Annotated in this window: 22 protein-coding genes; 13 read left to right on the top strand and 9 right to left on the bottom strand. The window is 67.5% G+C overall.

The annotated features are described in order from the left end of the window. The first annotated feature begins 2 nt into the window (after window positions 1-2). From H289_RS0128960 to H289_RS0128970, 3 genes are all read left to right on the top strand, one after another. Window positions 3-2387, top strand: a complete 2385-nt coding sequence (locus tag H289_RS0128960) for a CaiB/BaiF CoA-transferase family protein (RefSeq protein WP_020104364.1) — start codon at window positions 3-5, stop codon at window positions 2385-2387. A gap of 11 nt (window positions 2388-2398) precedes the next feature. Then, window positions 2399-3310 carry a LysR family transcriptional regulator gene (locus H289_RS0128965; RefSeq protein ID WP_020104365.1) on the top strand — a complete coding sequence of 304 codons (912 nt, stop codon included), beginning with the start codon at window positions 2399-2401 and terminating at the stop codon, window positions 3308-3310. Window positions 3311-3399: 89 nt separating this feature from the next. Next, window positions 3400-3738 carry an MmcQ/YjbR family DNA-binding protein gene (locus H289_RS0128970; RefSeq protein WP_020104366.1) on the top strand — a complete coding sequence of 113 codons (339 nt, stop codon included), beginning with the start codon at window positions 3400-3402 and terminating at the stop codon, window positions 3736-3738. A 10-nt stretch (window positions 3739-3748) separates the two neighbouring features. Here the strand turns inward: H289_RS0128970 and H289_RS0128975 are convergent, their stop codons facing one another. From H289_RS0128975 to H289_RS0128985, 3 genes are read right to left on the bottom strand one after another with little or no spacing between them, the layout of a single operon-like run. Then, window positions 3749-5218, bottom strand: coding sequence for a flavin-containing monooxygenase (locus H289_RS0128975; RefSeq protein WP_020104367.1), 1470 nt, complete (start codon window positions 5216-5218; stop codon window positions 3749-3751). A gap of 55 nt (window positions 5219-5273) precedes the next feature. After that, entirely contained in the window at window positions 5274-6230 is a 957-nt protein-coding gene (locus tag H289_RS0128980; RefSeq protein ID WP_051128631.1) for an alpha/beta fold hydrolase, read from the bottom strand. Window positions 6231-6289: 59 nt separating this feature from the next. Next, the gene (locus tag H289_RS0128985; protein ID WP_020104369.1) at window positions 6290-7381 is read right to left on the bottom strand and encodes an NAD(P)-dependent alcohol dehydrogenase; all 1092 of its coding nucleotides are present in this window, start codon (window positions 7379-7381) and stop codon (window positions 6290-6292) included. Between the two features lie 69 nt (window positions 7382-7450). On the opposite strand from H289_RS0128985, the gene H289_RS0128990 reads away from it, so the two are divergent. Together H289_RS0128990 and H289_RS0128995 are read left to right on the top strand one after the other, a co-directional pair. After that, window positions 7451-8305: an EamA family transporter gene (locus H289_RS0128990; RefSeq protein WP_020104370.1), complete on the top strand. Its 855-nt coding sequence runs from the start codon at window positions 7451-7453 to the stop codon at window positions 8303-8305. A 63-nt stretch (window positions 8306-8368) separates the two neighbouring features. Next, entirely contained in the window at window positions 8369-9340 is a 972-nt protein-coding gene (locus H289_RS0128995; protein WP_020104371.1) for an NADPH:quinone oxidoreductase family protein, read from the top strand. Here the strand turns inward: H289_RS0128995 and H289_RS0129000 are convergent. The 3 genes from H289_RS0129000 to H289_RS0129010 all read right to left on the bottom strand — a co-directional run bounded on the left by H289_RS0129000 (window position 9327) and on the right by H289_RS0129010 (window position 14595). Next, on the bottom strand, window positions 9327-10940 hold the full coding sequence (locus H289_RS0129000; protein ID WP_020104372.1) for a CocE/NonD family hydrolase: 1614 nt from the start codon (window positions 10938-10940) through the stop codon (window positions 9327-9329). The genes H289_RS0128995 and H289_RS0129000 overlap by 14 nt on opposite strands. A 189-nt stretch (window positions 10941-11129) precedes the next feature. After that, window positions 11130-12959 (bottom strand): acyl-CoA dehydrogenase, encoded by a 1830-nt coding sequence (locus tag H289_RS0129005; protein WP_020104373.1) that lies wholly within the window; start codon window positions 12957-12959, stop codon window positions 11130-11132. 181 nt (window positions 12960-13140) lie between these two features. Next, window positions 13141-14595, bottom strand: a complete 1455-nt coding sequence (locus H289_RS0129010; RefSeq protein WP_020104374.1) for an aldehyde dehydrogenase family protein — start codon at window positions 14593-14595, stop codon at window positions 13141-13143. 113 nt (window positions 14596-14708) lie between these two features. Here H289_RS0129010 and H289_RS31625 point away from each other — a divergent pair, with 113 nt between their 5' ends. The 3 genes from H289_RS31625 to H289_RS31630 all read left to right on the top strand — a co-directional run bounded on the left by H289_RS31625 (window position 14709) and on the right by H289_RS31630 (window position 17201). After that, entirely contained in the window at window positions 14709-15389 is a 681-nt protein-coding gene (locus H289_RS31625) for a cysteine hydrolase family protein (RefSeq protein ID WP_020104375.1), read from the top strand. A 62-nt stretch (window positions 15390-15451) separates the two neighbouring features. Next, on the top strand, window positions 15452-16186 hold the full coding sequence (locus H289_RS0129020) for a sulfite exporter TauE/SafE family protein (RefSeq protein ID WP_020104376.1): 735 nt from the start codon (window positions 15452-15454) through the stop codon (window positions 16184-16186). Between the two features lie 193 nt (window positions 16187-16379). After that, complete coding sequence (locus H289_RS31630; RefSeq protein WP_020104377.1) at window positions 16380-17201, top strand: cutinase family protein; 822 nt, start codon at window positions 16380-16382, stop codon at window positions 17199-17201. A gap of 3 nt (window positions 17202-17204) precedes the next feature. Here the strand turns inward: H289_RS31630 and H289_RS0129030 are convergent, their stop codons facing one another. Beyond that, on the bottom strand, window positions 17205-17954 hold the full coding sequence (locus H289_RS0129030) for a hypothetical protein (RefSeq protein WP_020104378.1): 750 nt from the start codon (window positions 17952-17954) through the stop codon (window positions 17205-17207). Between the two features lie 116 nt (window positions 17955-18070). Here H289_RS0129030 and H289_RS0129035 point away from each other — a divergent pair, with 116 nt between their 5' ends. From H289_RS0129035 to H289_RS0129045, 3 genes are all read left to right on the top strand, one after another. Then, entirely contained in the window at window positions 18071-19303 is a 1233-nt protein-coding gene (locus H289_RS0129035) for a PucR family transcriptional regulator (protein ID WP_020104379.1), read from the top strand. Window positions 19304-19506: 203 nt separating this feature from the next. Then, the gene (locus H289_RS0129040) at window positions 19507-21333 is read left to right on the top strand and encodes an amino acid permease (protein ID WP_029105903.1); all 1827 of its coding nucleotides are present in this window, start codon (window positions 19507-19509) and stop codon (window positions 21331-21333) included. After that, on the top strand, window positions 21330-22211 hold the full coding sequence (locus tag H289_RS0129045) for a universal stress protein (RefSeq protein ID WP_020104381.1): 882 nt from the start codon (window positions 21330-21332) through the stop codon (window positions 22209-22211). The genes H289_RS0129040 and H289_RS0129045 overlap by 4 nt, the downstream gene beginning before the upstream one ends. Before the next feature lie 75 nt (window positions 22212-22286). On the opposite strand, the gene H289_RS0129050 is transcribed toward H289_RS0129045, so the two are convergent. After that, complete coding sequence (locus H289_RS0129050) at window positions 22287-22520, bottom strand: hypothetical protein (protein WP_020104382.1); 234 nt, start codon at window positions 22518-22520, stop codon at window positions 22287-22289. A 339-nt stretch (window positions 22521-22859) separates the two neighbouring features. Here H289_RS0129050 and H289_RS0129055 point away from each other — a divergent pair, with 339 nt between their 5' ends. Beyond that, window positions 22860-23885: a DNA topoisomerase IB gene (locus H289_RS0129055; RefSeq protein ID WP_020104383.1), complete on the top strand. Its 1026-nt coding sequence runs from the start codon at window positions 22860-22862 to the stop codon at window positions 23883-23885. On the opposite strand, the gene H289_RS0129060 is transcribed toward H289_RS0129055, so the two are convergent. After that, complete coding sequence (locus H289_RS0129060) at window positions 23874-25073, bottom strand: ROK family transcriptional regulator (RefSeq protein ID WP_029105905.1); 1200 nt, start codon at window positions 25071-25073, stop codon at window positions 23874-23876. The two genes, H289_RS0129055 and H289_RS0129060, sit on opposite strands and share 12 nt — an antisense overlap. A gap of 142 nt (window positions 25074-25215) precedes the next feature. Here H289_RS0129060 and H289_RS0129065 point away from each other — a divergent pair. Continuing rightward, window positions 25216-25676, top strand: a 461-nt coding sequence (locus tag H289_RS0129065) for a glyceraldehyde 3-phosphate dehydrogenase NAD-binding domain-containing protein (RefSeq protein ID WP_020101593.1), incomplete at its 3' end; no start/stop codon positions are given.

Here is a 25676-nt window from a genome sequence, read left to right on the forward strand (position 1 = left end):
GCATGGCCTACGACCCACCGCTGTCGGGCATCGAGATTCTCGACCTGACCGCCGGACCCATCACGGCCGTCGGCCGGCTCCTCGCCGATCTCGGTGCCCACGTCACGTCGGTGCACCTGGCCGGTGTGACCGCGGCCGACACCACCGGACCACGTATCGACGGGGTGCGCATCGGCACCGCCATCAACCGCCACGGCATCCCGCCAACCGAGATCGATCCGTCGACCCCGGCCGGGCAACAGGCATGGGCCGAATTGGTGGCCACCGCCGACATTCTCATCGAAAACACGCGCCCGGGGTCGGCGGCCGAGGAGTCGTTGGCAGTCAAGCAGATTCACGCCGACCATCCGGCGTTGGTCATCCTGTCCATCAGTGACTTCGGTCGCGATACGCGCTACCGCGACTGGCAGGCAACCACTCCCGTGCTGCACGCGTTGACCAGCGAGCTGTCCCGCTCGGGCATCCCGGGACAGCCACCGCTGGTGCCACCGAGTGCCGACCTGCCGTATCACGTCGCCGCCGCCCAGGCCGCCTTCTTCACCCTCGCCGTCTTCCTGGATCGGCTGCGCACGGGCACAGGCGATCTCATCGATTTCTCGGTGCTCGAAGGTGCGATGCAGACCCTCGACCCGCCATTCGGCACCGCGGGCAGCGCGGCGGCCGGTGTGCCCATCAGCGAACAGCAGCGCGACTGGATCGCCGAGCAGCAGCGCTATCCGATCTTCAGCTGCAAGGACGGCCACGTCCGCATGTGCGTGTTGGCAAAACGCCAGTGGCAGGGCATGTTCGAGTGGATGGGACGCCCGGCGGAATTCGCCGACCCCAAGTTCAACAGCCTCCGCGAGCGTTTCGCGTCCGCGACACTCTTCGGAGCCATCGAGCAGTTCTGTGCCGACAAGACCCGCGCCGAGCTGGAACTGGCCGGACAACGGCACGGCGTGCCGACGGCCGCGGTGCTGAGCCTGGCCGAGGCCCTGTCCACCGAACAGGTTGCCGCGCGCGGCTTCTTCCGTGAGACCGAGCTCTCCCCCGGTCTGACGGCACCCGTACCCGTCGGCGTCGTGGAGATCGACGGGCACCGGGCGAGCAACCTGAACATCACGGCACCGGGTCACCGACGACTCCGTGACGCACCCACTCTCACCGCGCGCGCCCGCAGCGACCTCGGACTGCCCCTGGAGGGGCTGCGCGTACTGGACCTCGGCGTCATCGTCGTCGGCAGCGACACCGGTCGCCTCTTCGCGGACCTCGGCGCCGACGTCGTCAAGATCGAGAATTCCGCCTTCCCCGACGGGCTGCGCATCAGCCTCACCCGGATGACGCAGGCTTACGCCGCCGGTCACCGCAACAAGCGGTCGATCGGAATCGACCTCCGGTCCGAGGAAGGCCGGGCGCTGGCACACCAGCTGGTGGCCCAGTCCGACGTCGTGCTGAGCAACTTCAAACCCGGTGTGGCAGCGGCGCTCGGCATGGACCACGCGACCCTGCAGCAGGTGAATCCGGGCATTGTCGTCGTCGACAGCTCGGCGTACGGAGCCACCGGCCCATGGGCGAAGCGCCTCGGCTACGGACCGTTGGTCCGCGCCGCGGCGGGCTTCACCGAGCTGTGGACCTACCCGGATAACCCGGATGCCTTCTGCGACACGGTCACGGTGTACCCCGATCACGTGGCGGCGCGGATCGGCGCGTTGAGTGCCGTCGCGCTCCTGCTGCGCCGCGAACGCAGCGGTGGCGGTGGATCGGCGAGCGTCGCGCAAGCCGAGGTGATGCTCAGCCACCTGGCCGACGACATCGCCGGCGAGGTGCTGAACCGTCGCGGTCATGCGCGCGACAACCAGCCGGCTCGTGACGCACCGTGGGGCCTGTTTCCCGGCGCTGGCGATGACGCGTGGATCGCGGTCACCGTCCGCGACAACGCCGACTGGTCGGCCCTGTGCGCGGTGATCGACCGGCCCGACCTCGCTGCCGATGCGGAGCTGGGTTCGCGCGCCGGGCGGGACCGTCAGCGGGCGCGGCTCGACGCGGCGCTCAGCGCCTGGACATCCCGGCACGCACCGGTAGACGCGATGGTGCAGTTGCAGGCCGCGGGCGTCCCGGCCGGGGCTGTGCTGCACGCCGTCGAGGTCCCGACCTGGGACTACTACGTGGAGCGACGGGCGTTCCGGGAGGAACTGCATCCGCATGGGACCGCACCGTTCATGATGGAGAACGTGCAGATCCATGCTGACCTCATTCCCGATCCCCCGCTGGGGCAGGCGCCGCTGCTCGGGGAGCAGACCCGCGAGGTCGCGGCCGAACTGCTCGGCTTGGACGACCAGAAAATCGACGAGCTGATCGCCCGCGCCGTGCTCGAAGTACCTGCGGCAGCTGCGCATTCGGGACGGTAACCGCCCCTTCCATGGAGATCGATTTCACCCGCCTTCGCTACTTCGTCGCTGTCGCCGAAGAGCTGCACTTCAAGCGCGCCGCCGACCGGTTGATGATCACGCCGCCGCCGCTCAGCAAGCAGATCAAGCTGCTCGAGCGCGAACTGGGTGGGGAACTTTTCGAGCGCACCTACCACGACGTCCGCCTGACGCCGCTGGGCCTGCAGCTGCTGGAACCGGCACGCGACATCCTGCGGCAGGTCGAGGAGCTGAAGGCGACCGCGTCACGAATCACGCAGGAGATCAACCCTGTTCGCATCGGCGCGACCGCCTACGCGCCATCGGATTTCCTGGCCAGATTCGAACAAGCGGTGGCCGGGCTCGCCATGCCTACCGAGTTCAGTGTGCCCGGGTCAGCGGCGGAGGTGATCGCCAAGCTCGTCTCGGGTCACATGGACCTGGGCCTGATCCACCTGCCCGCCGCCGACAAGCGCATCCGGCACCGGGTGGTGGCCACCTATCCGGGCGCGGCAGCGGTGCGGTTCGACGACCCACTCGCCGCCAACGACATCATCGCCATCGAAGACCTGCGGGACCGCGATGTCGTGATCGACTTCGCCCGGCCCAATCCGGTGGTGCTGGCGCAGATGACGCGCGGACTCAACGAGCGGGGCATCACCCGCATCGTGCGGGCCGTGAGTCAGCTGGGTGGCGAGCTGGAGATGGCCAGCCACGTGTTCAACCGGTATCTCGTCGCGTTGGTCAGCTATGCGCCCGCCTCGACGCTGGGCCGGATTTTCTCACCGCCCGAATTCAAGCTGATCCCCATCGACGAAAGCACTTGGGCCCCGGCCAAAATCGCGCTGGCATGGGCGCCGGACCGGCTGAATGACCCGGCCGAGATCGAGGCCGTCGTCGAGCAGCTCGCCACTGCCCTGGCATGACCCCCGCGAGCGAGTTGGGTGTCACCGCACGGCGGTAGGCTGCCTCGACCGACAAACTCCGTCAACGCAGCCCCGGAAGGATCAACCCCGTGCTCGATGCCGATGATGTGCGCCGCATCGCGCTGTCCCTTCCGGAGACCACCGAGAAAGAGCGTTGGGGCCACCCGACTTTCGACGTGGCACGCAAGATGTTCGTCACGGTGCCCGACGATGAGACCTCGTTTGCGGTGCGCTGCCCCCGATTCGACCGCGAAGAGCTGATCGCGGCCGAGCCGCACAAGTTCTGGGTGCCGCGGCACGAGGCGGCGTCGTCGTGGGTTCGGGTCCGGCTGGAGGCCCTCGATGACGAGCAGGAGTTGACCGACATTCTGGTCGACTCCTGGCGACTGGCTGCGCCGCCCAGACTCACTGAGCAGCCGGAGTCCTGATTCCGAAAGCTCAGACCCGCTGCCGCACTCGGCCGAAGACCATCGATTCCTCGATGCGGTCGAAGCGATGGTCGATCACGTCGAGCACGTAGTTGTGCCGGACGTGCCACGGGCGATGCGTGCCGGATTTGGGCAGCGCGTGCGGGTTGCGGTTGATGTAGCCGGCGTCAAGGTCGAAGGTCTTCTTCTCGTCCATCGGGACGTCACCCAGATGCGGATAGGCGTGGGTGTAGCCGTGAGCGTCCATGTACGCCACCAGCTTCGCGAACGCGCGCGCAGTCATGTCGGCGCGCAGGGTCCAGGAGGCGTTGGTGTAGCCGAGGCACCATGCCATGTTCGGCACGTCCTCGAGCAGGAACTCCTTGTAGACGTAGCGGTCGGACGGGGTGATCGCGACACCGTCGACCGACAGGGAGATGCCGCCGAGGGCCTGCAGCTCCAGCCCGGTCGCGGTGACGACGATGTCGGCGTCAAGGCGCGCACCGGATTTCAGCACGATGCCGTTGGCATCGAAGTGGTCGATGTGGTCGGTGACGACCTCGGCCCGGCCGTCACCGATGGCGGTGAAGATGTCACGGTCGAGCACCGCGCAGAGACGTTGATCCCACGGGTCGTACTTCGGGTTGAAGTGCACGTCCACGGGATAGCCGGCGGGCAGTGCCGCCACGGCCCGACTACGGATGAGCCGCCGGCCACCCTTGGGGAACTTCCGGAGCAGGTTGTAGCTGAGCACGCTGATGAGCACGTTGCGGAACCACACGATGCGGTGAGCGATCTTGTCCGGCAACACCTTCCGGATCAGGCTGACCATCGGGTCGATCTGCCACTGCGACATCAGGTAGGTGGGCGACCGCTGCAGCATGGTCACCTTGGCGGCGGTCTTCGCCATGGCGGGTACCAGGCTGACTGCCGTGGCACCGCTGCCGATCACCACGACCTTCTTGCCGGCGTAATCCAGTGACTCCGGCCAGAACTGCGGGTGGACGACGTCGCCGGCGAAGGTGTCGATGCCGGGGAAATCCGGCGTGTACCCCTGGTCGTAGTTGTAGTAGCCGGTGCCGCAGAACAGGAATCGGGCACGGTAGGACCTGGCCTCGCCGTTCTCCACGGCGTGCACCGTCCAGGTGTCGGTCGCCGAATCCCAGTCGGCCGACCGCACATGCGTGTTGAAGGTGATGTGACGGTCGATGCCGTGGGTGTGTGCCGCGGTGGTCAGGTACTCGCGGATGTGATCACCGTCGGCGATGTTCTCCGGCCGCTCCCACGGCTGGTACGGGAAGCTGAGCGTGAAGATGTCGCTGTCCGATCGAATACCCGGGTAGCGGAACAGATCCCAGGTGCCACCGATGCGCGTCCGCCGCTCCAGGACCCGGTACGTCAGCTGCGGGTTGCGCTGATGCAGCCGGTACGCGGCGCCGATGCCGGAGATGCCGGCACCGATGATCAGCACATCGAAGAACTCGCCGTCGCTGGCCGTCATGAATCTCCCTTGATCAAATCCGGTACCGCCGGTTTCACCTTAGGACATGATGATCCTAGGCCGTCGAGCTGTGGGCAGCTCCGGCGAGCAGCGCCCGCAAATGCTGATTGACCTGCTCGGGACGCTCCAGGTTCGCGCAGTGACCACCGCCGAGTTCGACGAACGACCACAGATTCGGCACGTTCCTGGCAATCCGGCGGGACGCCGCGATGGGCAGCAGCCTGTCCTTGGTGCTGCCGATGACCAGCGCCGGCACCGTCAGGTTGTCGAGGCCGATGTGATGCGCATCGAGGTTGTCGACCAGCGCGTTTACCCATCCGCTGCGGCCCGCGGCGGAGGTGCCCATGAACAGTTCGTAGACGTAGTCGGCGACCGCGGGCTCGGCGTCACGCCCGACGGCGATCATGGCGACGAACTGACGCGCCGCCTTACGCGAACCCGGCACCAACGGCGCCCCGCCGAAGGTCTTCAGGATGCGGCCGGCGGCGTAGGCCCGGGACTTCGCCAGCGAGTTCGGGACCTGCGCCAGCTGGACCAGCTTCAGCAGGTCACCGGTGGTGGTGTTGATCAGGGCGACGGCGTCCGCGCACTCGGTGACGCGCTGCGGATAGCGCTGCGCCCACGACGTGATGGCGATGCCGCCCATCGAATGCCCGGCGATGACGGCCCGCTCCCCTGGCCTGAGTGTCGCGCTCAGCACCGCGTCGAGGTCGGCCGCGAGAAAGTCCAGATTGTACTTGTAGCGGCCTTTGGGCGCCTCACTCTGGCCGTGCCCGCGGTGGTCATAGGCGATGACCCGGTAGTCCGTCGCCAGATCCGCGATCTGGTTGCCCCATACGCCGATGGCGCAGGTGATGCCGTGGGCGAACACGATCGGCTGCCCGTGTTCGGGACCGAATACCTCGGCGTGCAGCCGGGTGCCGTCGACGGCCTTGATTTCCATGGAACGGCCTGGTGGCAGCGCCGCGGGACGCCCGGGTTTGACCAGCTGGGATTGAGTGAAGGCGGTCATGCTGCTCCGTTTCGGGTTCGGCGACGTTGCCGGCGGGACATCCCGTACCGCGAGCCTACCTAAATAACCAGCACTGGTTTGACGGTAAAACCGGCGGTGGCGTCCGACCAGGCGTCAGCGAAGCGGTCGAACGGGTAGGTCCGTACCAGTTTGTCGACGGGCAACTCGCCCCGAAGGACGTGCCCGGCCAGCCGCGGGATGAAGCTGTGCGGCTCGCTGTCACCTTCGATGACACCTTGCACCCGCAGCCCGTTGGCCAGGATCAGCCCGACGGGCAGCTCCGCGGTCAGCGCGCCCAGGCCGACGAGCGCGAGCGTGCCGCACTTGCGCAGCAGCGTCAGCGCGGTGCTAATGACGTCGCCGCGCGCGGTGGTGTCGACGGCGAGCGTCGCGCCACCGCCGGTGAGTTCCATGATCTCGGCGGGCAGGGTCTCCGAGGCCGAGTCGACGGCCCCGGTGGCACCCAATTCGATTGCCAGCGAGCGCCGTTCGGCGATCGGGTCGACGGCGACGACAGTGCGGCACCCGGCGATGCGGGCACCCATCACCGCCGACAGACCGACCGCGCCGGCGCCCCACACCACCAGCACATCGTCGGGTCCCGCAGACAGGGTGTTCAGCACCGCGCCGACCCCGGTCTGCACACTGCAGGCCAGCGGCGCCGCCAGTTGGGCGTCGATGCCGTCGGGCAGGACCACGACATTCGACGTGTTGGCCAGCGCGTGGGTGGCGAAGCTGGACTGCCCGAAGAATCCACCGCGCACGGGCTGACCGTCCAGCCGCAGGGCGCTCGCCTCGTCACCGCGGTCGCCGGCCATGTTCAGGCGGGTGGCGTTGTCGCAGTAGGCGGGCGTGTCGGACGAACATGCGGCGCACTGCGAGCAGCTGGCGAACGTCAGGACGACCTGGCGGCCGACGTCGATGCGGGCGTCCGGTCCGGCCGCAAGGACCGTGCCCGCGCCTTCATGGCCGAACACCATGGGCAGGCGCTTCTCCGGCCAGCGTGCGGCCGTGCTGATATCGGTGTGGCAGATGCCGACGGCATCGATGCCGACCAGTACCTCGGCGCCCTGCGGCTCGCGAATCTGGACGTCGGTCAGTTCGGGGGCCGAACCCGGGCGAAGCAACACCGCGGCACGTGCGTCGATCATTCACGGATGGTAGGTCGACGGTAATCTGCGCCGGGTGACCGGGATCGACAACTGCCGGGTGCCGCGCGGATGACCAACCGCCAGTTGCCCCGATGGTCCGTCCCGTTCGTCTTTGTCACCGGTGCGGCGTCGCAGTACCTGGGTGCCGCGATCGGTGTGTTTCTCTTCTCGACCACCCAACCGGCCACCGTGGCGTGGCTCCGGGCCGCGGCCGGCGCGCTGGTGCTGATGGCCTGGCGCCGGCCGTGGCGAATGCCGTTGACGCGCCGCCGCGTCGCGATCGCGACCCTGTTCGGGTTGATCACCGTCGGCATGAACATCGCGTTCTACGAGGCGCTGGCTCGCATCCCGCTGGGCACCGCCGTCGCGGTGGAGTTCATCGGGCCGACGCTTGTGGCCACGCTCGGTTCACGGCGGCCGCGCGATCTTCTGGCTGCCGCCCTGGCCGCCGGCGGGGTTGTGCTGTTGGCCGGCATCGAATTCACCTCAGAGCTCGCCGGCGTGGCATGGGCACTGGCCGCCGCCGCGCTGTGGGCCGGTTACATCATGGTCGGCAAACGGGTGGCCGACGCACACGGCGGTCTCGACACGCTCGCCCTCGGAATGTCGACCGCCGCAGCCATTTTGGGCCCGGTGATCATCGGTCTTCAGGCCCACACGAACTCGGCGGTGTTCGTCGACCCACGCACCTGGCTGCTCGGCCTGGGCGTCGGCCTGCTGTCGACGGCCATCCCCTACGCCCTCGACCAGATCGTCCTCCGCCAGGTCGGCCAGGCGAGGTTCGCGATCCTGCTGGCACTGTTGCCCGTAACGGCAACCCTCATCGGGCTCACGGTGCTACATCAGGTTCCGACGATCGGCGAGATCGCCGGCATCGGGCTGGTGGTGACCGGCCTCTTACTCGGTGCCCGCGGCGCACCGTGAGACGGACATGCGACAGTGACAGTGACAGTGACCCACCGGCAACGCCTACAGGAGAAGAGCACCATGCGCGCCATTCAGATCGCCCGGTTGGACGGCCCTTCGGCGGCCGAACTGAACGACATCCCCGAACCTGACGGCAGCGGCCTTGTGGTGATCGAGGTGCACGCCGCCGGCGTCGCCTTCCCCGACGCGCTGCAGTCCCGCGGTCTGTACCAGCACAAGCCGGAATTGCCGTACACCCCCGGCGCCGAGCTCGCGGGCGTGGTCCGCAGCGCACCCGAGGGCGCACACGTGGCGGCCGGCGACCGGGTGGCGGCGTTGACCATGTTGTCCGGCGCCATGGCGGAAGTCGTTGCGCTACCGGCTGATCGGGTTTTCAAGCTGCCCGACTCGGTGTCGTTCGAGGCCGGCGCGGGACTGCTGTTCAACGATCTGACGGTGCACTGCGCGCTGCGTACCCGCGGCCGCCTGACGCCCGGCGAGACGGTGCTGGTGCACGGCGCCGCGGGCGGCATCGGCACGTCAACGCTGCGGCTGGCCCCGGCGTTCGGCGCCGCCCGCACCATCGCGGTGGTGAGCTCGCAGGACAAGGCCGAAATCGCCCGTGCCGCCGGCGCTTCCGATGTCGTGCTGGCCGACGGTTTCAAGGACGCGGTGCGCGAGCTGACCGGCGGCCGCGGCGTCGACCTGATCCTCGACCCGGTGGGCGGCGACCGGTTCACCGATTCCCTTCGGTCGCTGGCACCCGGCGGCCGGCTGCTGGTGGTGGGATTCACCGGCGGCGATATCCCGACGGTCAAGGTGAACCGGCTGCTGCTCAACAACGTCGACGCGGTGGGTGTCGGTTGGGGCGCGTGGGCCATGACGCACCCGGGTTATCTCGCCGAGCAGTGGGAGGAGCTGGAGCCGCTGCTGGCCTCTGGCGCCGTGACCCCGCCCGCGCCCGAGGTCTATCCGCTGGAGCGCGCCGCGGACGCCATCGCCTCGCTGGAAAACCGTTCCGCCAAGGGCAAAGTGGTCGTCACGTTGCGCTGACCGGCAGCACCAGCCGGGACTGCCCGCCGTCGCCGTGCGCGACGGTGTGCACCGACGGCACCATCCGGGTTGCGGTCCCCAGCGGGTCGCCGGTGCCCAGATTGCGCGCGAACCGCGGGAAACAGCCGCCGGCGACCAGCAGGCGGATTCGGTGGCCGGCTGCGAATCGGTAGGCGGTGGCGTCGAGTTCCAGGCGCAGCAGCGCCTCGGGCGCATCGGCCGCGGTGAGCCGGAGGTAGCCGTCGGTGACGTTGGTCGAATGTCCATCGGGCCCAACGTCACTGATGCGCACGAACACGTCGGCGTGCGGATTGTCGGTCCGGTGGTCCAGCTCGACGTACGGCGTTCCGATGACGTCGAGGTCGGCCGGCAACACCGGGCTGGTGAAGGTCAGCACGTCCGATCGCTCGGCGAGCGCGGTGTCGTCGATGTAGCCCGACTTACCGGAAACCAGAAGGCGCCCACCGATACTCGGGGTCGGATCGGCCGGGTCATAGATGAACGTGGACGGCGCCCCGCTGTCGGGCGGCGTCTCGGCCAGCGCCGCGCCGGGGTGCAGGTGCCACACCTGTTCGGCAGCCGCCGGCGGCCACTCCTGCATGTCGAGCCAGTCACCGCCGGCAACGCAGATCCGCACGGGAGCCCCTGCGCGGCGAGATCCGTCCAGCCACAGCACGGATTCCTTGATGGCCTCGGTACCACCGGATCCGTGCGTCCACGGTCCGACCGTCAGAGCCACCTCGACACCGCGGGCCCGCAGCCGCCGGTACTGCTCGAGGGTCTGGTCGACGAACACGTCCTGCCAGCCGGTGATCAGCAACACCGGGCCGCGCAGGTTGTCGAGTGCGGCCGCCACACCGTTCTCGGCCCAGTACGGCGACGACGGATCCGGCTGTTCGAGCCACGCGTTGAACCACGGGGTCCGTCCGCCCAGCAGCTCGGCTGCGGCGGGATCGAGCGGCAGCGTCTCCAGCACCGGCTTGAGGGTGCGCGGCGTCGCCATGCCGCGGAGGATCTGACGGATCCAGCCGCCGCGGTGCTGCCACGCCACTTGATAACTCCACCCCAGGAAGTCGCCGAGCGCGAATGATCCGGTGCTCCATACCGAGTGACCGAAATCGTGCGGCGCCATCGTGATCACCGAGGTGGTCAGGTCGTCAGGTTGGTCGACGAGGAGCGCCAGCTGGGTGAACCCCAGGTATGACGCCCCGACGGTGGCGAATTCGCCCCCGTACCAAGGCTGTTCACGCAGCCATTGGACCGTGTCGGCACCGTCGTCGACCTCGTGACGGCCGGGCTCGAACGCACCGTCGGACCCGAAGGTGCCGCGGGTGCTCTGCAGCACGACGTGGAAGCCCTGCCCCGCGTACAGCCCGGCGAACACCCGGTTGGGCAGGCCGTCGCGGCCGTAGGGCCCCCGCATCAACAATGTGCCGGCGGGCTTACGGGTCCGCGGCGCGTAGTGATCGGCCAACAGGACGGCGCCGTCGCGCGTCGGCACCGGAAGCGACCGTTCCACCTGGAAGCTCATGGCCCGTGGCAAACCCAGGCGGCGGGTCAGCGCGCGGGCACCGAGCCACGCCAGGGTGTCGCGTCGCACGTCACACTCTCCTCGTCCGGTCGTGGGCCTTGGACCATTTTCCACGGCGGCACCAGATCCACAGCAATCGAGGGCCGGAACTGTGATCTGTTCGACGGAAAGGAAGTGTTGCGCGCCAACGCCTCCGACCAGCCGGGGATTTGTGCACGATTTTCCGCGGCAAGCGCGGAAAATCGTGCACAAAAATCCCTAGAAGGCCGAGGTCTCCAGCTCCATGACGTCGGTGTCGAGCGTCTCGATCACCTCACGCACCGCGGTCAGCAGCGGCAGCACGTTCTTGGCGAAGAACTTCGCCACCGCCACCTTGCCGGTGTAGAACGCGTGGTCGCGTTCCGTGGCGCCGTCGAGCGCCGCGTGCGCGATCTGGGCGGCCAGGATCAGCCGCCAGCCGATCACCAGGTCGCCGACCGCGAGCAGGAACCGCACCGAACCCAGGCCCACCTTGTACAGCTGCTCGGGATCGCCCTGCGCGGCCATCAGATAACCGGTCAGCGCGGCGGCCATCGCCTGGACATCGGCCAGAGCCGTTGCCAGCCGGTCGGTTTCAGCCTTCAACTCCGGCCCGGCGCTGTCGATGGTTGCCGTGATCTGGCTCGACACGTGGGCCAGCGCCGCACCCTGGTCGCGGATGATCTTGCGGAAGAAGAAGTCCAGCGACTGGATGGCCGTGGTGCCCTCGTACAGTGCGTCGATGCGGGCGTCGCGGATGTACTGCTCGATCGGGTAGTCCTGCAGGAAGCCGGAACCGCCGAGCGTCTGCAGCGATTCGGACAGCATCTCGTAGGCGCGTTCGGATCCGACGCCCTTCACGATGGGCAGCAGCAGATCGTTCACCCGGTGCGCCAGATCGGCGTCGGCACCCGAAACGAGTTGCGCGACATCAGCGTTCTGGTAGGCGGCGGTGTAGAGGTAGACCGCGCGCAGACCTTCGGCATAGGCCTTCTGCGTCATCAGACTGCGTCGCACGTCGGGGTGCTCGATGATCGCCACGCGCGGCGCGGTCTTGTCGGCCATCTGGGTGAGGTCGGCGCCCTGGATGCGCTCCTTGGCGTAGGCCAGCGCGTTGAGGTAGCCGGTGGACAGGGTACCGGCGGCCTTGACGCCCACCGTCATCCGGGCGTTCTCGATGACCTTGAACATCTGCGCGATGCCGTTGTGCACGCCACCGACGAGGTAGCCGACGGCGGGCTTTCCGTGGGCGCCGAACGTCAGCTCACACGTGGGTGAGGACTTGATGCCCATCTTGTGTTCCAGGCCGGTGACGTACACGCCGTTGCGCTCGCCCAGCTCGAGGGTCTCGGGGTCGAACAGGAAGTTGGGCACGAAGAACAGGCTGAGTCCCTTGGTGCCCGGACCAGCGCCTTCGGGCCGGGCGAGCACCAGATGGAAGACGTTCTCGGCGGTGTCACCGACATCGCCGCCGGAGATGAAGCGCTTGACGCCTTCGATGTGCCAGGTACCGTCGGGCTGTTCGATGGCCTTGGCCCGTCCCGCCCCGACATCGGACCCGGCGTCCGGCTCGGTCAGCACCATGGTGCCCGCCCAGCCCTTGTCCATTGCCGTCCGCGCCCAGTGCTGCTGCTCCTCGGTGCCCACCTCGGCCAGCGTGTGCGCCATCGCCGGCCCAAGGCCGTACAGGAAGGTCGCCGACGGGTTCGCGCTGATCAGCATTTCCTGCGTCGCCCACACCAATGCCGCCGGCGCCGGCGTCCCACCGGCGCGCTCATCGAGGCCCAGGCGCCACCATTCGGCCTCCTTGACCACCCGCACGGTCTTGGCCAGCTCCTCGGACACCGTGATGCGGTGCTCGTCGGGCAGGAACACCGGCGGGTTGCGGTCGGCTTCGACAAACGTCTCGGCGACAACGCCTTCGGCGAGCTTCGAGATCTCGTCGAGGATCGATCGCGCCGTATCGGCATCGAGGTCGCCGTAGCCACCCGCATCCAGGGCCGCACCGACCGGCAGCACTTCGAACAGATTGAATTCGATATCGCGCAGATTGGCGATGTAGTGGCTCACACACCAAGGATTGGCGGCGACCAGAACGTACGCAACCGTAGGTTGCGCCAACCTACGGTTGCGTAGCCGAAGGGTGCGAGGTCACGCCGTGCCGTGACCTGCGTCACATGCAGCCTGGCTGGGATTTGTGCACGATTCTTCGCGGTCGGCGCGGAAAAACGTGCACAAATCCCGGGGCGGACTACAACTGGACGATCACGCTCTTGTTCTTCAGGTAGGCCTCGAGCCCTTCCCGGCCGAACTCCTGGCCCCAGCCGGACTGCTTGTAGCCACCGAAGGGCAGGTCGTGGTCAAAGACCAACTGGCAGTTGACCTGAACGCTGCCGGCCTGCAGACGTTTGACGATGCGGTGCGCCCGGCTGACGTTGGTGGTCCACGCGGTGGCCGCCAGGCCGTAGCTGGTGTCGTTGGCCATGGCGACGGCCTCGTCCTCGGTGTCGAACGGCAGGATGCTGACCACCGGCCCGAAGATCTCCTGCTGGTACAGGCGCATGCCGGGGTCGACGTTGGTCAGCACCGTCGGGTGCACGAAGTAGCCCTTGCGATCCAGCCGGTACCCGCCGGCGACGATCTCGACGCCGTCGTTCTTGCCCTCGTCGATGAAGCCCAGAACCCGATTCAGCTGCTTCGCACTGATCAGCGGGCCACTCATCACGCCCTCTTCCTCCGGCCCGCCGTACTTCATGAAATTGGCGACGTTCGCGATGCCCTCGACCACCTGGTCGTAGACTCCGCGCTGCACGAAAATCCTTGAGCCGCAGACACATCCCTGGCCGGAGTGGATGAAGATGCCCATGGCCGCCCCGAAGATGGCCTTGTCCAGCTCGGCGTCGTCGAAGATCAGCACCGGTGACTTGCCACCGAGTTCCAGCATGACCTTCTTCAGGTTGCCCGCCGAGGCCTTGACGATCTCCTTGCCGACTTCGGTCGAACCCGTGAAGGCGACCTTCTCGACGTCGGGATGTGCGCTGATGGCGGCGCCCGCGGTGTGGCCGTACCCGGTGATCAGGTTGACGACGCCCTCGGGGACGCCGGCCTCGTGGATCAGCCGGTCCAGTAGCAGCGCCGAAAGCGGTGTCTCCTCAGCGGGTTTCACCAGACTGCTGCAGCCGGCGGCCAGGGCAGGCGCGACCTTGGCGCAGGCATTGAAGATGGGGCCGTTCCACGGGAAGATCAGGCCGACGACGCCGTAGGGCTCACGCAGCGTGTAGCCGTGTTGGTCGACGTAGGCATCCGAGGCGATGCCGCTGGTGCGGATGTCGTAGGCGGTGCCGTTGATCTTGGAACACCAGCCGGCGTAGTAGCGGAAGAACTCGGCGCAGGTCGGGACGACGAGCTCGGACTGCATCTTCATCATGCCGGTGTTCGCCGAGTCGATGGCCGCGAACTCGGCGGCGTGCTCGTCGATCAGGTCGGCGATGCGCCACAGGATCTTGGCGCGTTCCCGGCCGGGCAGACCGGACCAGACACCGGATTCGAAGGACGACTTGGCGCGCGCGACGGCCTCGACGACGAACTCGGGGCCGCAATCGGTGAACTCGCCGATCTGCTCCTCGCTCACCGGATCGATGATCGGGATGAGCTCACCCGTACCCGGGCGCTTCTGGATGTCCTCCAAGACCGACTGCAGCGTCATCGCGTGCCTCTCATCGTCAGCAGCTCGCGCCCCGGGGTGGACGCGCAACAAATGCTGTGCAGTTGCTTAGCATTGCCGTCGTCGGGTCGTCAAGAGTGGCTCGCACCGGCGGGATGTCTGGAAAGATCGGGACCGTGTCTGCCGGCCACGACTACACCTCCCCTGACCTGGCACGCAGCGCCCTGGTGCTGATCGACGTGCAGAACGATTTCGTCTCGGGCCCGTCGCAGGTCGACGGCACCGCCGAACGAATGCCCGAGATGGCACGGCTGCTCGCGGCATTCCGCGCGGCGCACCGGCCGATCGTGCACATCGTGCGGCTGTACGTCCCCGGCGGCAGCGACGCCGACCCACCGCGCCGGGCCGCCATCGAGTCCGGAAGGCAGATCGCCGCCCCGCACACCGATGGCGCCGCGGTGCCCGCGGACCTGCTGGCGCACCCCCTCGACTACGACTCACTGCTGGCCGGCGGTATCCAGCAGGTGGCGCCGGGCGAGGTCGTGATGTTCAAACCACGGTGGTCGGCGTTCTATCGCACGGCGTTGGACGAGCACCTGCGCGACCTCGCGGTGAACACCGTCGTGGTGGCCGGCTGCAATCTGCCGAACTGCCCGCGCGCCACCCTGTTCGACGCCTCCGAGCGGGACTACCGCGCCGCGCTGGTCGCCGACGCCACCTCCCAGGTGACGCCCGAGCGGCTCGCCGACCTGGCGCTCATCGGCGTCGAGACACTGACCACCGCGGACATCGAGCGGTTCTTCCAGCCCACTGCAAGTCCACAGGAAGGCCAGTGAAGAATTCAGCGGGTGAGACCGCACAGTAAGCCGCGCTCCTGACCGCCCTCGCGATCACCGCGGTGCTGCTCGCCGGCGTCGCTGCGGGGATCATCAACGCCGTGGTCGGCTCCGGCAGCCTGATCACCTTCCCCGTGCTGATGGCCGTCGGCTATCCACCGCTCGTCGCCAACATGTCCAACTCCGTGGGACTGGTGCCGGGCAACTTCACCGGCGCCTACGGCTACCGGCACGAGCTCGGCGGCCAGGGCCCCCGCATCCTCCGCCTCGGTGCGGTCTCACTGGCCGGGGCGATAGTCGGTGCGGTGTTGCTGCTCAAACTGCCACCCGGCGCGTTCACCGCGGTCGTGCCGTGGCTCATCCTGCTGGCCGGCGCGCTGGTGCTGGTGCAGCCTTTGTTGCGCCGCGCGCTGGATGCGCGCCGCGGTGCGCCGCGGTCCACCGACCATGCCGCGCCGCTGTACGCGGGCGTGTTCGGATGCGCGGTGTACGGCGGCTATTTCGGTGCGGCGCAAGGCATCATCATGATGGCGTTGTTCGGGTTGTTCGTCTCGGAAGATCTGCAGCGCCTCAACGGCGTCAAAAACATCGCTGTGGGACTGGTCAATTCGGTCGCGGCCCTCATCTTCATCGTCGTGGGCCAGGTGGCCTGGCTGCCGGCGCTGCTGCTGGCCGTCGGCTCCACAGTCGGCGGCTACATCGGGGCGAGGATCGGACGCCGCCTGCCACCCAACGCCTTACGCGCCTGCATCGTCGTCGTCAGTGTCGTCGCGTTCACCGTCATGATGCTCAGGTAGCCGGCCCGCCATTGCCGAATTCGTCACCGCTAACACGCAATAGCGGACTTTTGGTATGTCACGATTCGAACGCGACGGGCCCAGCTAACGCGCGGATGGGGTGCCGGTGTGTCAGCATGGACCGGTGAGGCCAAGCAAAAGCAGAAGCCGAATCAGAAGCCTGGTCGCAATCCTGGTGGTACCACCAGGATTGATGTCCGCCGCGCTACCACCGGCAGCACATGCAGCCGACTGCCCCGATGCCCAAGTCATTTTCGCCCGCGGCACCGACGAAGCGCCTGGACCCGGCGGGGTCGGGACGGCGTTCATCAATTCACTGCGTACCGCCATCAGCCCGAAAACCCTTGACGTATATGCGGTCGACTATCCCGCGACCACCGACTTCCCCACCGCCGTCGACGGAATCCGTGACGCCCGTAGGCAAATCGTGACGACGGCGGCGGCCTGCCCCCGGACCAAGATGGTGCTCGGCGGGTTCTCGCAGGGTGCTGCCGTTGCGGGCTTCGTCACCGCGGGCACCATTCCCGACGGGATCTCCGCCGCCGAGGTGCCGGCCCCCATGCCGCCGGACGTCGCGGATCATGTTGCGGCCGTTGCCTTGTTCGGCAAGCCCTCCGCACGGTTCATGCGCGCCATCGGCTCCCCCTCCGTCACGGTCGGCCCGGTGTACCAGCCCAAGACCACCGACATCTGCGCGAACAACGACCTGGTGTGCGACGCGCACGGGTCGAGCTTCGACGCGCACAACAGTTACATCGACAGCGGATTGATCACCCAGGGCGTCAACTTCACGGTGAGCCAATTGCAGGCGGGCTGGGCGGCCGATGCACTGGCCGGACCCGCGCCGTGGTCATCGACGACGGTGCAGGCCGCCGATCAGGCCGGGCGCGGTCAGTCCGCGCCCGCCGCGACCCCGCCGAACACCGCGGCGCCGGCCCACATGCCGGCGAGCGCGCCGTGGCTCCCGGGACCGGAGCAGACGGCACCGGCACCGGACGCAGCGCCACCCCAGTAGTCGTTACCGGAACTGCACGCCCCGGCGCCGCACCCACCAATCGGCAAACAGTGTCCCGGCGATCCACACGCCGACCGCGATACCAAGGTGCACAGCACTTTTGGTGTCGCGGCCGAGGACGGGACCGAAGACATGGGCGACGGCGTTCGGTAGCGTCCGCCACAATTCACGGTGTTCGACGCCGCCGATCGGGTCGGCGACGAAATACAGGACGTACGGCAGCACCAGCGACGACAACCAGAATGCGATCCGGCGCCGGTCGTGGCGCTGGCCCCACCGCTGCACCAACCGAACTTCAGCAACCGGCAGCAGCACCGACACCGCATTGCCCACGCCCAGCCACGACACGATCGGCACCGCGACATTCGGGATCGTCACACCGAGCCGGGCCGGGCTTTCGAACCAGACGGTGAGCACCGCGGCGGCGGCAAGCGTCGGAAGTCCGACGAGAATCAGCAGCGCCAGGTTCTTGTGCAGCAGGATCCGCCACGGCGCCACCGATTCGGCCAGCCGCTGCTGAACCCGATCATGGTCGGCACCAAGCACATTGGTTGTCGTGGTGTCGGCGAGCACGAACGACGAGAAGTACGTGCCGACCAGGATCACCCAATCGTGGTGATGCCGTCCCCCGGAGGTCAACGGCTGCACGGCAAGCCACAGCACGGCGAGCACGACGTTGGCCGCCACGCCCAGCAGCCAGGTGCGCGGCGGGGTGAAGGCCCAGCGCACTTCCGACCACACTGCGGGCAACATCGTCCATCTCCACCGTCAACGCCCCGTCCGCCGCGGAGTGCGTGCGACGATACCGGCAACAATCGTTGCGGTTCCTGTGAGCGCAGTGCCGCCGACACAGATCTGAATGGGAGCGCATGGCGGAACCGCACGGCACCGATCCCAGTGCCCACATTCAGCTGATCGTCGACCTGCTGGCCCGATCGCTGAATCGCGCGGTGCTGCTGGACGACACGGCGATGACGCCCATGACCTTCAGCCGCCAGCTGGGGACCGTCGACGACGTGCGGATGCACAGCCTCCTCGAGCGGGCCACGAAACCCGAAGTCATCGCGGAGCTTCAGGCCTTGGGAATCGACGACGCCGACCCGGGCGTCGCGATTCCACCGCTGCCCCAGTACGCCATGGTGGCGCGGTACTGCGTGCCGGTCCGATCGGCCGCCCATCATTTCGGCTACCTGTGGGTGATCGACCCGGAGCAGTCACTGAGCGCGGCCGAGCGTGCCCTGGCGAACCAGGCCGGCGCGGATCTGGTGGCGGTCCTGGATCGGCGCCAGACCACCGAGCGTGCCGTCGAGTCCGCGCGTCAGGCTCTGCTGGGCCGCCTGTTGTCGGCCGATGTGGGCGAGCCGCTGAACGCGGTGCAACTCGAGCTCAGCGCCCAGGACATGGCGCAGCCGGACAGCCTGCTCACCGTTTTCGCGTTCGTCCCGACCGGGGACGCCGCGGAGACCGAGCAGCGTCTCACCGCACTTCGGCTGCGGCTGTCCGCCGTCGAGCGAACGCACAACTGGTTCGTCCTGCCGGGCAGTCCCGTGAGCGTCTTCGCCTTCTGCCCCGCGCACGTGCGGGTCCCGCCGCAGCGCCTCGCCGAGACCGTGACCTCGTCGATCCGGGCCACCTTCGATGACGCCCCGGTCATCGGCTGGTCCGGTAGCCGGCTGCCCCTCGCCCAGGCCGCCCAGTCGTTTCGGGATGCCCGGCTGGCCTGCGCGCTGGCCGCCGCGGGCGCCGGCCCGGTCGACGCGGCGCTCGACTGGACCGCGGCCGGGTCGTGGCGGGCGGTCGCGCTACTCACCGACAGCCTCGCCGACGCTCCCGACGAACTCGACGCGCTGATCCATCCGGGCGTCACCGCGCTCTTGGCCGAGGGACGCGACGACCTGATCCAGACGCTCGAGGCCTATCTGTCCTCCGGCGGCGACGCCCGGCGCGCGGCCGACACCATGCACCTGCATCGCTCGACGCTGTACTACCGCTTGGAGAAGATCACCCAGGCCCTCGGTGACGACGTCACCGACCTCACCGACGGCGAAGCCCGCTTCGATCTCATGCTCAGCATCCGGCTGGCCCGGCTGCGCCGGCACTGATGCCGGGCGCCGGCGACCTTCCGACTGCTGTCGGAAAAACGGCCGGATGTTCCGACAAGATGGCGCCTGCATTGGCCCCCACATGCCGTCGTGACCGGCTTAGTATTCGCACACACCAAATAGTGGTGCAGCTCACATCTGTCGCTGGGCGTGGGCTGAAAACGCCCTGACAAACGCCGTCGGGGCAGCGCGAAGGAGACGACGTGAGCGGGACACCGACCCTCAACAAGGCACTCAGCCAACGCCAACTGTCCATGATCGCGATCGGGGGCGTGATCGGTGCCGGGCTGTTCGTCGGCTCAGGTGTCGTCATCAAAGACACCGGGCCCGGCACATTCATCACCTATGCCCTCGCCGGCGTGCTGATCATCATGATCATGCGGATGCTCGCCGAGATGGCGGTGGCCAATCCGTCGACCGGCTCGTTCGCCGATTACGCCCGCAACGCCTTGGGCAACTGGGCCGGCTTCTCGATCGGCTGGCTGTATTGGTACTTCTGGGTGATCGTCGTCGGATTCGAGGCGATCGCCGGCGCCAAGATCATTCGGTACTGGCTGCCCTCGGCACCGATATGGCTCACAGCCCTACTGCTGCTCATCGCGATGACGGCGACGAATCTGTTCTCGGTGTCATCGTTCGGCGAGTTCGAGTTCTGGTTCGCCAGCATCAAAGTCGCGGCCATCATCGTGTTCATCGGACTGGGCTCCTGTTTCGTGCTCGGTCTGTGGCCGCACAAATCCATGGATTTCTCCAACCTGACCGCACACGGCGGGTTCTTCCCACTGGGCCCGTCAGCGGTCACCGTCGGTGTCGTCACCGTGATCTTCTCGATGGTGGGCGCCGAGATCGCGACCATCGCCGCCGCCGAGTCCACCGACCCTGAGCGCGCTGTCGCCAAGGCCGCCAACTCGGTCATCATGCGCATCGCGGTCTTCTTCGTCGGCTCGGCGTTCCTGCTGGTGACCATCCTGCCGTGGAACGGCAAGCAGCTCGCCGCGTCGCCGTTCGTCTCGGCCTTCACCGCGATGGGTATCCCCTACGCCGACCACATCATGAACGCGGTTGTCCTGACCGCGGTCCTGAGCTGCCTGAACTCGGGCATGTACACCGCCTCGCGCATGCTGTTCGTGCTGGCCGCCCGCCGGGAGGCACCCGCCCAGCTCGTCGCCGTCACGCGTCGCGGCGTTCCGGCAGCCGCCATTCTGACGTCGTCGGTCATCGGGTTCCTGGGTGTCATAGCCTCGGCCTTCTCGCCCGATTTCATCTTCAAGTTCCTGCTGGATTCCAGCGGTGCGGTCATCCTCTTCGTCTACCTGTTGATCGCCATTTCCCAGATCGTGCTGCGGTACCGCAATGGCGGCGACAAGCTCAAAGTCAAAATGTGGCTGTTCCCCGTGTTGTCGATCATCACGGCGCTGGCGATGACCGCCATCTTGGTGCAGATGTACGTCCAAGGCGGAGACAACCGCAGGGCCCTGACCTTGAGCCTGCTGTCCTGGGCTGTGGTGATCGGGTTGTTCTTCGCCAACCGCTGGTTCAACTCCCGCCGGCCGGTCCCGGAGCCCGTCACCGCGACCGAGCGGCCGCACCGAGTGCTGGTGCTGGCCAACGAAACCGTCGGCTCCGAGGAACTGCTCGACGAACTTCGCGCCATCGGCGCCGACAACGCCACGACCTATCACGTCGTCGTGCCGGTCAGCCCGATCGAGACCGGCGCCGCCGCCTCACACAGCCCCCTCGACGTCTGGGAGGCCACCAAAGTCCTTGCCCAGCAACGTCTCGACCAGACGCTGGCCGCGCTGCACTCGGCGAACCTGGAGGCCGACGGCAAGCTGGGCGACTACCGCCCGCTGCGCGCGCTGGCAGCCGGTGTCGAAGAATTCCACCCGGATCAGATCGTCATCGCGACAGAGCCACCGGAACAGTCGATCTGGCACCGCTTCGATGTGGTCGACCGCGCCCGGTCCGACTACAACATCCCGGTGACCAACGTGATCGCGATGACACCCGCCGAGGAGCCTGTCGCGTGACGATCATCGCCGGGTTCAGCGCGTCCCGGCAGGGCAGCGCCCCGATCAACCTCGCCGTGCAGATCGCGAGGACCACCGGCGAGAAGGTCATCGCGGCAGCGGTTCTCGAGCGCTCGTGGCCGCCGCGCAACGACCCCGTCGAGGAGGAATACCTGCGCCACGTGAAGGCGCAGACGGCCCAGTCCTTGCAGGCCGTCGTCAACGGCCTCCCCGGGCGACCGGACGTACCCACGCTGGTTCACGAATCTGGTTCCATCCCAACCGGTTTGCTCGAGCTCGCGCAGGAGTTCGAGGCCCGCGCGGTGGTGCTCGGGTCGTCGTCGTCCGGCCTACTGGGACGCGTGGCGCTCGGCAGCGTGACGGAGCGGCTGGTGCACACCGCGCAGGTGCCGGTTGCGATCGCGCCGCGCGGATACGCCTTCAGTCACGAGCCGATCCGCCGCCTCACCGCGGCCTACGGCGGCGAGGCCGACACCAATGGATTGATCCGGGCGGCTGCGGAGCTGTCGAAGGACTGGAATGCCCAGCTGCGGATCGTGGCGTACACCGTGCGGCCCGCGTGGGCGTTCGGTGGGCCCTCGCTCGAGGCGGGTGCCGAGGACATGGTGGTCGCGCAGTGGTCGAAGCGCACCGCCGACGATGTCACCAAGCAGCTCAACAGAGTTCGCGAAGATCTGGCCGTGCCCGACGTGGACATGGTCGTCAGCAGCGGGCGAGATTGGCAGCAGGCCGTGGAGAACACGGGCTGGACCTCAGGTGACGTGCTGCTGCTCGGATCGGGTGCGGCCGGACAGTCCGCCCGGGTGTTCCTCGGATCGGCAGCGGCGAAAATCCTGCGCCATTCACCGGTCCCGGTGATGATCATGCCGCGCGCCTGAGTTCTCGACCAAAGGGCCAACTATTGCACGCTTGACGAAAAAGCCTGCAATAGTTGGCCTTTCGATGTCTGTGGGCTAGCTCTTGCCGTAGGGCGCAGCCTTGACGACGGGGCTGGCCGACGGGGTCAGTGGCACGGTCGGCGGGGCGGCCTGGGTCGTCGTCGCACCGTTCGCGCCGGCTGGGTTCTCCCGCGCCGGTTCGGCACCCGCCACGGTGGTCGCGGCGCCCATGGCCACGAGCGCGCCGGCTCCGACGGCGGCCGCGATGCGGCGGATGGTGGCGGCATTGGTCAGACGTGAACGAGACATCAATTTCCTCAGTGTGTTGTTGCGTGTGCAGGATTGGTGCCCGCAGCCCCGAGCCACTCGCACCTCCGACCCTTGTGTCCCGCAATCTCCAAGGCAGACCGGGAACGGCAAAGCCGAACCACAAGCAATCGGTGCCGCAGAATCTGCCGTGACGTGCGGGCTACGTCAACAGCCAGCGGAAATGTTGAGCAGACTGCTCAGGGTGTGACGCAGGACACTGTGACCCACGCATCATTTTGTCCGGTACCGCTGGGGTTGACACCGGCGTCGCAGAGGTGTCGCCGGAGCCGATCCGGGGTAAGGACCGACGGTGCGACACAGACACCGCGCAGGTCTGCCATGAGGCTGCGGCATAGCGACATCACGTCGCCCGGGATCACGCGGAGGCGGCGCGGTAACGGCTTCTCCTACTACGACGCCACCGGCGCACCCGTCACCAACGAAGAGACGCTGCAACGGATTCGGGACCTGGTGATACCACCGGCGTGGCGGAAAGTCTGGATCAGCCCCCACCGCAACGGGCATATCCAAGCAGTGGGGATCGACGCCGCGGGCCGCCGCCAGTACCTCTATCACGCCGTGTGGCAACAGGAACGCACCGAGGAGAAGTTCGACCGCGTACTCCAGCTCTCCACGGCGCTGCCCGACTGGCGAGACCGGATCGCAGCTGACCTCACCGGCCGCGGACTGCACCGCGAGCGCGTACTCGCGTTGGCCCTGCACCTGATCGACCTCGGGTATTTCCGCGCCGGTGGCGAGGAATACGCGCAGGACAACGATTCGTGCGGACTGGCCACGCTGCGCTGCGAACACGTCGAGGTGCGCAGCGGCACAGTGATATTCGACTACCCGGCGAAGAGCGGCGTACAGCGCCACCTGGAACTGGCCGACCAGCAGGTGGTCCGAGCGGTCCGCGCGCTACGCCGAGGACGAGGCCCCACCGAGCGGTTCTTGTACTGCCGCAGTGGTTCGGGGTGCGTAGAGCTGCATGCCGACGACCTCAATGCCCGATTCAAAGAGCTGGTCGGCGAGGAGTACAGCGTCAAGGACCTGCGCACGTGGCACGGCACCGTGCTGGCCGCCGCGAGCTTCGCCGCCGTCGCGCCGGCGGATACGAAGGCAGCTATTCGCCGCGCCCGGACTTCGGTCTTCCGCGAGGTTGCCGAAGAACTCGGCAACACCCCTGCCGTGGCGCGTAGTTCGTATGTCGATCCGAGGGTCGCGACAGCGTACGAACGTGGTCTGACGATTTCCGCGGCCGTCGGGCGGGCCGAGAAGCAGCGGAATGACACTGCGGCTCAGGAGATCCTGGAACGAGCCACCCGAAAACTCATCCGCCGCATGGCACGAACGTCAGGCGCCTGAGTGCTGAAGCCCGGTCTGCAGGGAGGCATCGATCATCCGCGGGCTCAAGATGTGATCGAGCGCCGTCGTCGCGCAGCCGATGATGCCGACGCGCTCCTGAAGCACCGACGGGACCACCTGCAGCGTGCGGGTGGCCAGGGTACTGGCGTTGCCGTACAACGTCTCGCGCAGGCCGGCCACGAACACGTCGTAGGCACCGACCATGTCGCCCGCCACGACCAACACCGCAGGGTTGATCAGGTTGACCGCAGCCGCGAGCACTTCGCCAACATGCCGGCCGCTGTCGCGAATCTTGCTGCGGGCCTTGGCATCTCCACTGTGCGCCAATGCCACGACGTCACGCAGATGGCCCACGGCGTACCCTTCACGCCGCAGATCGCGCACGATCGCCCAGCCGCCGGCCACCGCCTCGACACAACCCGTGTCACCGCAGCGGCACGAGATACCGGCAGCCGCCGCGATCTTGCTGTGCCCGAAGTCCCCGGCGGCCTGCACCGCGCCGCGCCGGAGTTGGCCGCCCATCACGATGCCGGCGCCCAGTCCGGTGGACGCTTTGACGACCAGCATGTCCTGCACATCGGCGAATCCGAACCGGCGTTCGGCCAGTGCGATCACGTTGGCGTCGTTGTCCATTACCACCGGCGCGTCGGCGAGGTGCTGGAAGTACGGCGCCAATGGCACACCGTCCCAACCGCTCATGTTCGGCGAGTCCAGACTCGCTCCGAGCTGCCGATCGACCGTGCCGGGCAGACTCAGACCGATGCCGAAAATGCGGTCGCCGCCGCGACCGGAGTCGTCGAGTAGCTCTCCGAGCCGCTTCACCAGATCGGGCATCAGGTCGTCCGGGCCCATCCCGGGCTCCTGATCTATGTCGGCGGTAGCAAGGACGTCGCCGGCGAGGTTGCACAAAGCCAGCTGGGTCCGGCTGCGCCCGATGGCCACCGCGAACACGATGCCCGCATCGACGTTGAACATGAGCTGCGCGGCCGGACGTCCGCCCGTCGACGCCACGTGCTCGGGCTCGATCACCAGATCGTCGGCTTCCAGCGCTGCGATTCGCGCCGTCACCGCGGTGCGCGACAGGCCGGTGATTCGGCCGATCTCGCTGCGGGTAGTAGCCCGGTGATCCCTGATCACGGCGAGCACTTCGCCGGCAGTAGGTGACACCGACGTGCCGCTGAGCGCCATGGCTGCCATTGAAGCAAGGCGACACACGCCGACGCAAGCGTAAGTCAGGGTTAGTTAGGTATTTGAAGTACATAACTAGCTTGCAGAAAATCCCAATGGGTGTATGGTTCGTTCTGAAACGATCAAGCGAGGAGTATCAGCGGTGACTATTCGGATCGGCGTCAACGGTTTCGGGCGTATCGGGCGTAACTTCTTTCGGGCCCTGGATGCGCAAAAAGCAGCGGGGAAGAACGCCGATCTGGAGATCGTCGCGGTCAACGACCTGACTTCCACCGATGCGTTGGCGCATCTGTTGAAGTTCGATTCGATCCTGGGCCGGTTGCCCTATGACGTGCGCGCGGACGGGGACACCCTGATCGTGGGTGAGACCAAGATCAAGGCGCTGGCGGTCAAGGAGGGTCCGGCGGCGCTACCCTGGGGCGATCTGGGGGTGGACATCGTGGTGGAGTCGACCGGGATTTTCACCGACGCCGCCAAAGCCCGCGGGCATCTGGAGGCCGGGGCCAAGAAGGTGGTCATCTCGGCGCCGGCGACCGGTGAGGACATCACCATCGTGATGGGTGTCAACGACGACAAGTACGACGGCAGCCAGAACATCATCTC

It is taken from the genome of Mycobacterium sp. 360MFTsu5.1 (assembly GCF_000383495.1).
GTDB classification, from domain to species: domain Bacteria; phylum Actinomycetota; class Actinomycetes; order Mycobacteriales; family Mycobacteriaceae; genus Mycobacterium; species Mycobacterium mucogenicum_B.